The organism is Microbacterium sp. NPDC091662 (assembly GCF_044756705.1).
Classification (GTDB): domain Bacteria; phylum Actinomycetota; class Actinomycetes; order Actinomycetales; family Microbacteriaceae; genus Microbacterium.
In genome coordinates this window covers 233167-245843 of record NZ_JBIVTM010000001.1, presented here as the reverse complement: position 1 = coordinate 245843, position 12677 = coordinate 233167, and the positions used below count along the sequence as shown (strand labels likewise).

At 67.8% G+C, this 12677-nt stretch carries 12 protein-coding genes; 1 reads left to right on the top strand and 11 read right to left on the bottom strand.

Going from position 1 to position 12677, the window contains the following annotated elements; genetic code table 11:
• Positions 1–21 precede the first annotated feature (21 nt).
• The 8 genes from era to hrcA form a co-directional block, all read right to left on the bottom strand.
• Positions 22–918, bottom strand: coding sequence for a GTPase Era (gene era / locus ACIQLD_RS01200; protein WP_402604103.1), 897 nt, complete (start codon positions 916–918; stop codon positions 22–24).
• On the bottom strand, positions 911–2206 hold the full coding sequence (locus ACIQLD_RS01195) for a hemolysin family protein (RefSeq protein WP_402604101.1): 1296 nt from the start codon (positions 2204–2206) through the stop codon (positions 911–913). The genes era and ACIQLD_RS01195 overlap by 8 nt, the downstream gene beginning before the upstream one ends.
• Positions 2203–2661, bottom strand: a complete 459-nt coding sequence (gene ybeY / locus ACIQLD_RS01190; RefSeq protein WP_402604098.1) for an rRNA maturation RNase YbeY — start codon at positions 2659–2661, stop codon at positions 2203–2205. The genes ACIQLD_RS01195 and ybeY overlap by 4 nt, the downstream gene beginning before the upstream one ends.
• Positions 2658–3683 (bottom strand): PhoH family protein, encoded by a 1026-nt coding sequence (locus tag ACIQLD_RS01185; protein WP_402608466.1) that lies wholly within the window; start codon positions 3681–3683, stop codon positions 2658–2660. Before ACIQLD_RS01185 ends, ybeY begins: the two co-directional genes overlap by 4 nt.
• 79 nt (positions 3684–3762) lie before the next feature.
• Positions 3763–4113: an HIT domain-containing protein gene (locus ACIQLD_RS01180; RefSeq protein WP_402604095.1), complete on the bottom strand. Its 351-nt coding sequence runs from the start codon at positions 4111–4113 to the stop codon at positions 3763–3765.
• Between the two features lie 67 nt (positions 4114–4180).
• Positions 4181–4909: a 16S rRNA (uracil(1498)-N(3))-methyltransferase gene (locus tag ACIQLD_RS01175; protein ID WP_402604092.1), complete on the bottom strand. Its 729-nt coding sequence runs from the start codon at positions 4907–4909 to the stop codon at positions 4181–4183.
• Positions 4910–4911: 2 nt separating this feature from the next.
• Positions 4912–6027 carry a molecular chaperone DnaJ gene (gene dnaJ / locus ACIQLD_RS01170; RefSeq protein ID WP_402604089.1) on the bottom strand — a complete coding sequence of 372 codons (1116 nt, stop codon included), beginning with the start codon at positions 6025–6027 and terminating at the stop codon, positions 4912–4914.
• Between the two features lie 36 nt (positions 6028–6063).
• Positions 6064–7095, bottom strand: coding sequence for a heat-inducible transcriptional repressor HrcA (gene hrcA / locus ACIQLD_RS01165; protein ID WP_402604087.1), 1032 nt, complete (start codon positions 7093–7095; stop codon positions 6064–6066).
• A gap of 103 nt (positions 7096–7198) precedes the next feature.
• Between hrcA and ACIQLD_RS01160 the strand changes: the two genes are divergently transcribed.
• The gene (locus ACIQLD_RS01160) at positions 7199–8617 is read left to right on the top strand and encodes a carboxylesterase/lipase family protein (protein WP_402604085.1); all 1419 of its coding nucleotides are present in this window, start codon (positions 7199–7201) and stop codon (positions 8615–8617) included.
• Positions 8618–8630: 13 nt separating this feature from the next.
• Here the strand turns inward: ACIQLD_RS01160 and hemW are convergent, their stop codons facing one another.
• The 3 genes from hemW to lepA all read right to left on the bottom strand — a co-directional run bounded on the left by hemW (position 8631) and on the right by lepA (position 12438).
• Entirely contained in the window at positions 8631–9848 is a 1218-nt protein-coding gene (gene hemW / locus ACIQLD_RS01155; RefSeq protein ID WP_402604082.1) for a radical SAM family heme chaperone HemW, read from the bottom strand.
• Complete coding sequence (locus ACIQLD_RS01150; RefSeq protein WP_402604079.1) at positions 9848–10501, bottom strand: DUF1990 family protein; 654 nt, start codon at positions 10499–10501, stop codon at positions 9848–9850. The genes hemW and ACIQLD_RS01150 overlap by 1 nt, the downstream gene beginning before the upstream one ends.
• An 83-nt stretch (positions 10502–10584) precedes the next feature.
• Positions 10585–12438 (bottom strand): translation elongation factor 4, encoded by a 1854-nt coding sequence (lepA, locus tag ACIQLD_RS01145; protein WP_402604076.1) that lies wholly within the window; start codon positions 12436–12438, stop codon positions 10585–10587.
• Positions 12439–12677 lie beyond the last annotated feature (239 nt).

Genomic DNA, 12677 nt, shown 5'->3' with positions numbered 1-12677 from the left:
GACGTGATGCCGGATGTCATCTCAGAATCCGAGTCTGCCGAGCTGCTTCGGATCACGCTGCCATTCCTTCGCGACCTTCACATGCAGCCCGAGGAAGATGCGCGTGCCCAGCAGCTCCTCGATGCCGACGCGCGCTCGCGCCCCCACCTCGCTGAGTCGCTTGCCCTTGTGTCCGATGATGATCGCCTTCTGGCTGTCGCGCTCCACCACGATCGAGGCGTGCACGTCGGTCAAGTCGGTGCCCTCGCGCGGCGCGATGTCGTCGATGACGACCGCGATCGAGTGCGGGAGCTCGTCACGCACACCTTCCAGAGCGGCCTCTCGGATCATCTCGGCGATCCGGTCCTCCTGCGACTCATCCGTCGTGATGCCCTCCGGGTAGAGCGCCGGCCCCTTCGGCATCAGCGTCAGGATCTCATCCGAGAGCACGTCGAGCTGCTCGCGTGTCAGGGCGGAGAGCGGGATGACCGCGGCCCAGTCCTCGCGCAGCGAATCGACCTCCAGGAGTCGCTCGGTGACCTCATCGCGACCGGCCGTGTCCATCTTCGTCACGATCGCGATCTTCTTCGCACGCGGGTACCCGTCGAGCGATGCGGCGATCCGGCGGTCTCCCGGACCGACCTTCTCGTTCGCCGGCACGCAGAAGCCGATGACGTCGACGTCGCCCAGCACCTGCTCGACGAGGTCGTTCAGTCGCTCGCCGAGCAGCGTGCGCGGCTTGTGGATCCCGGGGGTGTCCACGATGACGAGCTGCCCCTCCGGACGATTGACGATGCCGCGGATCGCGCGACGCGTCGTCTGGGGCTTCTCACTGGTGATGGCGATCTTCTCACCGACGAGAGCGTTCGTCAGCGTCGACTTCCCGACGTTGGGGCGGCCGACGAATGTCACGAACCCGCTTCGAGTCTCGTCAGTCATCGTCTCGATCTCCTTCATCCTGCGAAGCGTCAGGTTCCCCTGCCGCACGTTCCACGAACACCGTCGCGATTCCTCGACCACGACCGCGCGACGCGCCGCCCGTGAGCACCAAGCCTTCCACGGTCGCCGTTGCACCGGGCTGCGGGACCTGTCCCAGCGCCTTGCCGAGCAGACCGCCGATCGAGTCGACGTCCTCGTCCTCGAGCTCGAGACCGAACAGATCGCCGACGTCCTCGAGCGAGAGGCGGGCGCTCACGCGGTATCGTCCGTGACCGAGATCGACGAACTCCGCCGATACCTGATCGTACTCGTCGGAGATCTCGCCGACGAGCTCTTCGATCAGATCCTCCAGCGTCACGAGCCCCGAGATCCCCCCGTGCTCATCGATGACCAGGCACACATGCACAGCGTCGCGCTTCATCTGCTGCAGCAGGGTCTCCGCGCGCATCGACTCGGGGACGAAGGTCGCCGGTCGTGCGATCGGGCGGATCGAGGCCGCACGCCATGCGCTGTCGTCGCGGTAGGCGAACTGCACGAGATCCTTGAGATACAGCACGCCGACGACGTCGTCGGCATCGTCATCGACGACGGGCATCCGAGACACACCGCGGTTCAGGAACAGCGACATCGCCTCGTCTGTGGTCGCCGTGGCATCGACGGTCACCATCTCGGTGCGGGGCACCATCACCGCGCGGACGAACTGATCGGTGAAGTCGAACACCGAGTGGATGAGATCGCGGTCGTCCTCTTCGATGAGGTCGTTCGACGCGGCCTCGTCGACCATGCTGAGCAGTTGGTCCTCGCTGGTGAAGGAGCTGCGCCCCGTTCCGGGCGTGACGCGATTGCCGAGCAGGACGAGGCCTTGGGCGAGGGGGCCTAGGAAGATGCGGAGTCCACGCACGATCGAGGCCGTGCCGCGGATCATGCCCTCGGCGTGCTGACGCCCGAAAGAGCGCGGGCTCGCGCCCACGAGCACGAAGGTGATCGCCGTCATCAGCACGGCGGCGGCGAGCATCGCCCACCAGTTGTTCTCGATCAGGATCGTGAACGCCACCGTCACCAGCACGGCCGCGGTGACCTCCGCCAACACGCGGATGAACGCGACGGCGTTCACGTGTGCATCAAGGTCCGCGGCGATACGCCCGAGGGCCTTGGCCCTGCGGCCTTCCGTCGCCATGTCGGCGAGGCCCGCGCGCGAGGTGACCCCGTAGGCAGCATCGATCGCCGACATGAGACCGCCGAACGCCACCAGCAGCACGGCGGCGATCAGCAGAAGGGCCGCGGTCATTGTCGGCGTTCAGCTGCGGCGAAGCCCTGGATCAGTTCCTTCTGCAGCCCGAACATCTCACGCTCCTCATCGGGCTCGGCGTGGTCGAATCCGAGAAGGTGGAGCAGCCCGTGGGTGGTGAGCAGGATGAGCTCGTCCATCAGGGTGTGTCCTGCGGCCTGAGCCTGGGTCTCCGCCACCTGCGGGCAGAGGACGATATCGCCGAGCAGACCGGGCGCGGTCGGACGATCCTCGGTGCCGGGACGCAGCTCGTCCATCGGGAAGCTCAGCACGTCGGTGGGACCGGGCTCGTCCATCCACTGCACGTGCAGCGCCTCCATCGCGCCCTCGTCGACGAGGACGATGGCCACCTCGGCGTCCGGGCTCACGTGCAGCTGTGCGAGGTTGAAATCGGTCAGTCGCTGCAGCACGGTCTCGTCGACGTCGATGGCCGACTCGTTGTTGATCTCGATCATGAGAGTCCTCGTTTCGGCGCGCGGTCACGCGGTCCTGGTCGTTGCGCTCCTCGGCGGTCGGCACGGTTGGCGAACTCGGCCGCCTGCTCGCGCTCGAAGCGCTGCGCAGTGCGCTTCTCGTCGTATTCGCTATAGGCGTCGACGATGCGCCCGACCAGCGAGTGACGCACCACGTCATCGCTGGTGAGGCGAGAGAAGTGGATGTCGTCGATGCCGTCGAGCACCCGCGTGACGAGGCGGAGTCCCGACGATCCCTGCGGAAGATCGACCTGTGTGATGTCGCCGGTGACGACCATTCGCGTGCCGAAACCGAGACGCGTCAGGAACATCTTCATCTGCTCGGGAGTCGTGTTCTGCGCCTCATCGAGCACGACGAAGGAGTCGTTGAGGGTGCGTCCGCGCATATAGGCGAGTGGGGCGACTTCGATCGTGCCCGTCGCCATCAGTCGCGGCACGATCTCGGGGTCCATCATCTCGTTCAGCGCGTCGTACAGCGGGCGCAGGTAGGGATCGATCTTGTCTGTGAGAGTGCCGGGGAGGAACCCGAGCCGCTCCCCCGCCTCGACGGCGGGACGGGTGAGGATGATGCGGGTCACTTCCTTGCGCTGCAGCGCCTGCACCGCCTTCGCCATCGCGAGATAGGTCTTGCCCGTGCCGGCGGGGCCGATGCCGAACACGATCGTGTTCTCCTCGATCGCGTCGACATACTCCTTCTGCCCGAGGGTCTTCGGACGGATCACCTTGCCTCGGGTGGTCAGGATCGCCTCGCCCAGCACCTCGCTCGGACGCGGTCCGCCTTCCTGGCGCAGCATGCGCGCAGAGCTCGACACATCGCTCGGAGCCAGATCATGCCCGGCCCTCGTCATGGCGAGGAGCTCTTCGACCAGCGCTTTCGCCTTCGCGACCGCATCGGTGCTGCCGCCGAGCGTGATCTCGTTGCCGCGCACGAGCACCTGGACGCCGGGGTGCTCCTTCTCGAGCATCCGCAGAAGCCGGTCCTGGGGCCCGAGCAGCTGCACCATCGCGACGCCGTCTGCGTAGATCTTCTCGACAGCCTCGGGAGGCTGACCTCCCAGGCTGCGCTCGTGGGGTTCATGGTTCTCAGGCACCGACGCTCTTCTCGGTCAATCCGCCGCCCAGCACGTGCGCGTGGACGTGGAACACGGTCTGCCCGGCGTTCGCGCCGGTGTTGAAGACGAGGCGGAAGTCGCCGTCTTCGGTGTGCTCCGCGGCGAGCTTCCCCGCGAAGGCGATCATGTCGGCCAGCAGAGCGGGATCCCCGGCAGCGAGCTCGGTCACATCGCGGTACTGCGCGATCTTCGGCACCACGAGCAGATGCACGGGCGCCTGCGGCGCGATGTCGCGCAGAGCGAAGAGGCGGTCGGTCTCGCCGATGATCTCGGCAGGGATCTCCCCGTTCAGAATGCGCGTGAAGATCGAGGGTTCCGTCATGCCGTCAAGTCTACTGACCGCAGCACGCTCGCCGCCCTGTACCCGTGAGCAGGCGGGCGAGTCGCGTTCACCATCGGCCGAGTGCGACCGACAGCACCGCGATCGCGGCCGGTCCTGCCGTCGAGGTGCGCAGCACGGTGTCGCCCAGGAGCACCCGCTCGGCGCCTGCCTCCGACAGGCGATGGATCTCTTCTTCAGAGATCCCCCCTTCCGGTCCCACGACGAGCACCAGGTCACGGCCGTCCGGCACGATCTCGGACAGCCGCGCGGGGGCCGTCGGGTCGAGCAGGAGCACGCGTTGCGAGCTGGCGCGCGCGGCGAGCTGCTTCGTCGAAACCGGCGCGGCCACCTCCGGGACCCACGCGCGGTGCGCCTGCTTCGCAGCCTCGCGCACGATGCTCGCCCAGCGCTCCCGACCTTTCACCGCCTTCGGGCCCTCCCAGCGCGACACGCTCCGGCTCGCTTGCCAGGGCACGATCTCGTCGACACCGAGCTCGCACGCGGCCTGCACGGCGAGCTCATCACGATCGCCCTTCGCGAGCGCCTGGACGAGGACGATCCGCGGATGGGGAGCGGGATGCTCGATACGCTCTGCGATGCGCACGTCGACGCGAGCGGGCGACACCTCTTCGGCGACACCGGTCAGCCACACTCCGGCACCGTCGCCGACCGTGACGGCCTCGCCGACACGAAGTCGTCGCACGACGGCCGCGTGCTTGGCTTCGGCTCCGACCAACGACACGACGCCGCCGACGCCGGCGTCCGTCGACGACTCGACGAGAAAGTGCAGCGCCATGGTCAGTGACTGCGGAAGCGGTCGCGAAGCTTCGAGAAGAGTCCCTGCTGGAACTGCGCGAGCTGGGGTTCGGGCGACTTCGCCTTCTTCGCGAAGTCCTCGATCAGAGCCCGCTGCGCGGAGTCCAACCTGGTCGGAGTCAGCACCTGCACACCGACGCGAAGATCGCCGCGCTGCGTGCCACGCAGCGGCGTGATGCCGCGACTCTTGATCGTGAGCACGTCGCCGGACTGCACACCGGCACGGATCTCGAGGTCGACCTCACCGTCGAGCCCCTGGATCGTGGTCTCGGTGCCGAGGATCGCGTCGGTCATCGACACCTCGAGCGTCGCGAGCAGGTCGTCGCCCTCACGACTGAAGGCGGCGTGCGGGTTGACCGTCACCTCGACGTACAGGTCGCCGTTCGGGCCGCCCGCCTTGCCGACCTCGCCGGAACCGGGAAGCTGCAGACGGAGCCCCGTCTCGACGCCGGCCGGGATGTCGAGCGACACCGTTCGGCGTGAACGCACGCGACCCTGGCCACCGCAGGTGCCGCAGGGGTACGGGATCGTCGTGCCGTAGCCCTCGCATGTGCCGCAGGGCTGAGAGGTGACGACGTTGCCGAGCAGGCTGCGCACCTGACGCTGCACGTGGCCGGATCCACCGCAGATGTCGCAGGTGACCGGAGAGGTGCCCTCCTGGCAGCAGGAGCCCTGACAGGTCTCGCACAGCACCGCGGTGTCGACGTCGATGTCACGGTGCGCGCCGAACACGACGTCGCCGAGATCGAGGGTCACGCGGACCAGCGCGTCCTGGCCTCGCTCCCGACGAGAGCGCGGACGCGCGCCGCGACCGCCGCCCTGCGAGGCGCCGAAGAACGTCTCGAAGATGTCGCCGAAGCCACCGAAACCGCCGAAATTCCCTGCAGCACCGTCTCCGCCGCCCATGTCGTAGCGTCGGCGGGAATCGTCGTCGCTGAGCACGTCGTACGCGTGCGTGACGAGCTTGAACTTCTCCGCAGCGTCCTCCCCCGGGTTCACATCCGGGTGCAGCTGCCGTGCGAGGCGTCGGTACGCCTTCTTGATCTCGTCGGTGGAAGCGTCTCGGGACACCCCGAGAACCTCATAGTGGTCCGCCACGATCGCCTTTCTGCGTGTGTCCTGATGCCGGCCGCATCAGCGACCGGCCTCGTCTTCATCGAGCATCCGCGACAGGTAGCGGGCCACGGCCCGCGCTGCGGCGAGGTTGCTCGGATAGTCCATGCGCGTCGGCCCCATCACGCCGACGCGTGCCGTGCCACTGGGCGCGGCGTAGTTGCTGGCGACGATCGACGCCTCCCCGAGACCGAACGAAGCGTTCTCGGTGCCGATGCTGGCGGCGAGCCCGTGCTCGTCGGTCACCATCTCGCTCATGAGGCGTAGCAGCGTGACCTGCTCCTCGATCGCTTCGAGCAGAGGATGGATGCTGCCTCGGAAGTCCTGCTCTCGCCGCGCGAGGGTCGCCGCTCCCGCCATCACGAGACGCTCCTGGCGGAATCCGCCGAGCTCGTCGACGACGACGCCGGCGAGTGTGCGCAGCACGACGTCCTGGGGCTTCTCCTCGCTGGCGAGCAGCGTCTGGAGACGGTCGGACGCCTCCCCGATGCCCTGACCGGTGATCAAGGCGGACAGCCGCGCGCGGAGCACAGCCATGTCGGCATCGTCGATCGCTTCCGGCAGGACCGCCATGCGCTGCGACACCCCGCCGGCATCGGTCACGAGAACGATCAGAAGACGATTCGGTGCGAGGGCAACCAGTTCGACGTGCGTGACGTGCGCGCGGGCGAACGAGGGGTACTGGGCGAGCGCGACCTGACCGGTCAGCTGCGTCAGCACCCGCACGGTGCGCACCATCAGGTCGTCGAGGTCGGCAGGCTCCCCGAGGAACGATTCGATCGCCGAGCGCTGCGCCGACGAGAGCGGTCGCAACTGCGCGAGGTGGTTCACGAAGACGCGGTAGCCCTTGTCGGTGGGCACACGGCCCGAGGAGGTGTGCGGGGCCGTGATGAGCTCTTCGTCCTCGAGCAGCGCCATGTCGTTGCGGATCGTCGCCGCTGAGACGCCGAAGGAGTGCCGGTCGACGATGGATCGGCTGCCGACGGGTTCGTGGGTCTCGACGTAGTCCTGCACGATCGCTCGGAGAACCTGGAGTCCTCGCTCTGTGACCATCGCCCTTCCCTTCCGCTGGCACTCGGACGTTCAGAGTGCCAATCCTACCCCGTGCAGCTCGGGATTCTCCGTACCGCGCACGCACGACCCTAGGATGACGCTCATGACCACCTCTCCCCAGGCCACCCTGTCGAACGGCATCGTCTGCGGCACCGAGGCGGCCGGGATCGTCCGCTACCTCGGCATTCCCTATGCCCAGGCGCCGTTCGGGGAGAACCGGTTCCGCGCACCTCAACCCGTCCCGGCGTGGGAGGGCGTGCGAGAGGCGACGAGGTTCGGCCCCACACCGCCTCAGGTCCCCTACGCCGGAGCGATCGGCGAACTGCTGGGGTCGGTGCGCATCGACGGCGACGACATCCTCACCGCGAACGTGTGGGCACCGGCCGATGCCTCCGGCGCGCCCGTCCTGCTCTGGATCCACGGCGGTGCGCTCGAACGAGGGACCGCCGCGCTGCCGCTCTACGACGGCACGGTGTTCGCCGCGGCGGGCATCGTCTTCGTCTCGATCAACTACCGACTCGGGTCGGAGGGATTCTCCGTGTTGGACGGGGTTCCTCGGAACCTCGGTCTGCGCGACGCCGCAGCCGCCCTGGAATGGGTGCACCGGGAGATCAGCGCATTCGGCGGCGACCCCGCGCAGATCACGGCGATGGGCGAATCGGCGGGCGGCGCGATCGTCGCCGGTCTGCTCGCTCGGGACAGCTCCCGCGAGCTGATCGGTCGCGCGATCATCGAGTCGGGGCCGCTCCACGCCCAGACGGCACGGAAGGCGGGAAGGGTGACCGCCCAGATCGCGAAGCGACTCGGTGTGCGGGCCGACGGTGAGGCGTTCGCCGCGCTGACACCCGACCAGCTGCTAGAAGCGCGCAAGTCGCAATCAGCGGGATCGTCGCCCCTCGGCGGGGCGCCCGGGTTCCAGTTCGCCATCGACGCCGACAGCCTTCCCCTGTCGCCGCATGAGGTGCTCGGCGGAATCGACACTCCTCTCCTCATCGGCAGCAACACCGACGAGTATCGGCTCTGGTTCCCGCCCGAGGCACTCGCCGGCATCGGCGAGCTCAAACTGCAGGTCGCACGGCTGCTCTCGCGCATTCCCCGGCGCGCGGTGACCGCGTATCGATCCGCATTCCCCGACGCCAGCACCGGGGAGGTCTTCGGACAACTCGTCACGGACATGATGCTGCGCGCACCGTTGAGCCGGGTGGCGGCGGCCCGCCCTGGCACGACGCACGTCTACGAATTCGCCTGGGCGAGTCCGGTGCGGGACCTTCGCGCCGCCCACGCGCTCGAGCTCGGATTCGTGTTCGACCGGCTCGACGACGCCGAGGCGGAGCGTATGGCGGGTCCCGATGCTCCGCGCGAGCTCGCGACCGAGATGAACGCGGCCTGGGTCGGTTTCGTGACCACCGGCGACCCCGGCTGGCCGGCCTACGGGTCCGGCCGTCGGACCCGTGTCTTCGACGCGCAGAGCGCGACGGTCGCGCAACGGCGGACGGCGGGGATGGATCTGCTCCCCACCTGATTCCGACCGGGGATCAGTCCGTCAGCTGGCGGACGACGGCATCGGCGAGAAGACGACCACGCAACGTCAGCTGGATGCGCCCCTGCAGTGCTGCGACGGGGTCCACGAGTCCGTCGGCCATGAGCCCGGCGACTCTGCTCCGGTTCGCGCTCGGCACATCGGTGACGGCGATCCCCTCACGGATGCGGCTGAGCAGCAGGATGCGCTCGAGCGTGCGCGACTCGTCGTCCGGGCGCTCGGTGCCGGCTGCCGGCGACTCGGATGCCGCGAGGCGCTGCGCGTACGCGGCCGGGTGCTTCACGTTCCACCACCGCAGGCCGGCGACGTGGCTGTGCGCACCGGGACCGAAGCCCCACCAGTCGCTCCCCCGCCAATACGCGAGGTTGTGCCTCGAGCGTCGGTCAAGCGTTCGCGCCCAGTTGCTCACCTCGTACCAGTCGAAGCCGCCGTCGGCGAGGCGCGCGTCGGCGAGCTCGTACATGTCGGCCTGAAGGTCGTCGTCGGGCGTGGGAACCTCGCCGCGTCGGATCTGGCGGGCGAGCTTCGTGCCGTCCTCGATGATGAGGGCGTAGGCGGAGATGTGATCCGGCTCGAGTGCCAGCGCGGCGTCGAGCGACGCCTCCCAATCGGAGAGCGACTCCCCCGGCGCCCCGTAGATGAGATCGACGCTCACGGCGAGACCCGCATCCTTCGCGGCGGCGACGGCGGTACGCACGTTCTCGGGGCGATGGGTGCGATCGAGTGCGGCGAGCACATGAGGAACGGCCGACTGCATCCCCACCGACATCCTCGTGACCCCGGCGTCCGCCAGAGTGCGCGCCACCGCGGGTGTCACGGTATCGGGATTCGCCTCGACCGTGACCTCCGCACCCTCGGCGAGGCCGAACGCGTCGGTCGCTGCGTCGAGCATGCGTGCGAGATCACCTGCGGGAAGAAGGGTCGGCGTGCCGCCCCCGAAGAAGACCGTGTCCATCGGCCGTCGTGCTCCCGCATCGTCCAACACGCGTCGGGCGAGAGCGATCTCGGAGATCAACGTGGATGCGTAGTCCTCCTGCTTCGCCCCGCGCAGCTCGGTCGATGTGTACGTGTTGAAGTCGCAGTACCCGCAACGCACCGTGCAGAACGGAATGTGCAGGTAGGCCGAGAACGGCACGCCCTCGTCGATCGGAAGGTCGGCCGGCAGGCGTCCGTCCGCGGGTGCGGGATCTCCGAGGGGAAGCGGTCCCGCCATCAGAGCGGAGTCGCGTAGAGCGGAGAGATCGCCCGGAGGTAGCGTGCGAAGAGCTCACGACGACGACGCTTCACGAGCGCAGGGATCGTGCGGTAGAGAAGGCCGTTCGGTGCGTCGAAGGCACGGACGGTGAACCACACCTCGTCGTTGTCCTCACGCCATTCAACGTCGAAGGACTCTTCGCCGCTGACCACCGATCCGCCGACCGTGCCCAGGACGAACCCGATGCGTCGGGTCTCCTCCGTGACGGAGATCACGCGCAACTCGGAATCGGCGCGCATGCCCGCGACGCGCCCGCGAAGGTGCAGGGTCATCCCCGCCCCGACGAACGGCATGCCCTCGGCGTCGTAACGTGGCTCGACATCGCGCTTGCTCGGCGCGATCGGATTGCCCTCGGCATCGAAGCTCACCCCGGCGTAGGCAGGGCCAGGAGCGGGGCGCACATCCTCGACCGAAAGGCCGGCCGCACGCTGCGCCGTCCACGACAGGAGCGCTTCACCGGCGGTCTGGAACCGCTCGACCCCGCTGCCGATCCGCCAGGATTCCTCCGCCGGGATGCTGCGCTCCGGCGGGTACTGCATCAGGTCGGGCGCATGGGTCGCACCCACGGCCGCATAGTCCACCGTGTCGTCTCGGAAAGTCCCGCGCCGCATGACTTCCACCCTACTTCGCGTTACCTGAGTGAACACCCCCACGCGCCGCGGGACGTCACATCCCGGGGCGCGATCAGGTGCCGCTACTTCTTGTCCTTGCCCTCGACGTCGCCCGAGAGCGCGGCGATGAACGCCTCCTGGGGGACCTCGACGCGGCCGACCATCTTCATGCGCTTCTTGCCCTCCTTCTGCTTCTCGAGGAGCTTGCGCTTGCGGGTGATGTCACCGCCGTAGCACTTGGCGAGGACGTCCTTGCGGATCGCACGGATGGTCTCGCGGGCGATGATGCGCGCGCCGATCGCCGCCTGGATCGGCACCTCGAACTGCTGGCGAGGGATGAGCTTGCGCAGGCGCTCGGCCATCATCGTGCCGTAGGCGTAGGCCTTGTCGCGGTGCACGATCGAGCTGAACGCGTCGACCTTCTCGCCCTGGAGAAGGATGTCGACCTTCACGAGGTCGGCCTCCTGCTGCCCGGAGGGCTCGTAGTCGAGCGACGCATAGCCCTGGGTCTTCGACTTCAGCTGGTCGAAGAAGTCGAACACGATCTCGCCGAGGGGCATGTTGTAGCGCAGCTCGACGCGCTCTTCGGAGAAGTACTCCATGCCGAGCAGCGTGCCTCGGCGAGACTGGCACAGCTCCATCACGGTGCCGACGTAGTCCTTCGGCAACAGGATCGCGGCCTTGACCATCGGCTCCGAAACCGAGCCGATGCGCCCGTCCGGGTACTCGCTGGGGTTGGTGACGGTGACCGTCTCGCCGGTGTCGCTCGTGAGCACCTCGTAGATCACGCTGGGCGCTGTCGTGATGAGGTCGAGGTCGAACTCGCGGGCCAGACGCTCGGTGATGATCTCGAGGTGCAGCAGCCCGAGGAATCCGCAGCGGAAGCCGAAGCCGAGCGCGACCGAGGTCTCCGGCTCGTACACGAGCGAGGCGTCGGAGAGCTTGAGCTTGTCGAGCGCCTCGCGCAGCTCGGCGTAGTCGCTGCCGTCGATCGGGTAGAGGCCCGAGAAGACCATCGGCTTCGGGTCGGTGTAACCGGGAAGGGCCTCGGAGGCCGGCTTCCGGGAAGTGGTGATCGTGTCGCCGACCTTCGACTGGCGCACATCCTTCACGCCGGTGATGAGGTACCCCACCTCGCCGACGCCGAGCCCCTTGGTCGGAGTCGGTTCGGGGCTCGACACGCCGACCTCGAGTGCTTCGTGGTTCGCACCGGTCGACATCATCTGGATCCGCTCGCGCGGCGACAGGCTTCCATCGACCATGCGCACGTAGGTGACCACGCCGCGGTACGCGTCGTACACGGAGTCGAAGATCATCGCGCGGGCCGGAGCGTCTGCGTCGCCGGTCGGGGCGGGGATCTCCTGCACCAGTCGGTCGAGCAGCTCCTCGACGCCGACGCCGGTCTTGCCCGAGACGCGCAGCACGTCTTCCGGCTTGCCGCCGATGAGCGAGGCCAGCTCCTTCGCGTACTTCTCCGGGTCGGCGGCCGGCAGATCGATCTTGTTCAGCACCGGGATGATGTGGAGGTCGTTCTCGAGCGCGAGGTAGAGGTTCGCGAGCGTCTGCGCCTCGATGCCCTGTGCCGCATCGACGAGCAGGATCGCTCCTTCGCAGGCCGCGAGCGAACGCGAGACCTCGTACGTGAAGTCGACGTGGCCGGGGGTGTCGATCATGTTCAGGGCGACGGTCTGACCATCGAGCTCCCACGGCATCCTGACCGCCTGGCTCTTGATGGTGATGCCGCGCTCGCGCTCGATGTCCATGCGGTCGAGGTACTGCGCGCGCATGTCGCGATCGGAGACGACTCCGGTGATCTGGAGCATGCGATCGGCGAGCGTCGACTTGCCGTGATCGATGTGGGCGATGATGCAGAAATTGCGGATCTGCGCAGCCGGCGTCGCGGCAGGCTGAAGAGGAGTGAGAGCGCGTGGGGACATGTCCACTCGATTGTACGGTCAGGGGAGGCTAATCCCCGATTCGGCCATACCGGTGATAGTCTCCCGAAGTTGCCAGGGAAAATCCGTGACACCGGATCCCGCAAGCGATATGACTCCGTCACATACCCCGTGATGGTCGTCGCATCGCAGAGTTCGGTGGATGGCGATTGTGTATCCAACTGACTCAGCGTTGCGTCGGCAGATCCCGAGCGCGTCTGTAGAAGAGAAAGACTGACCCC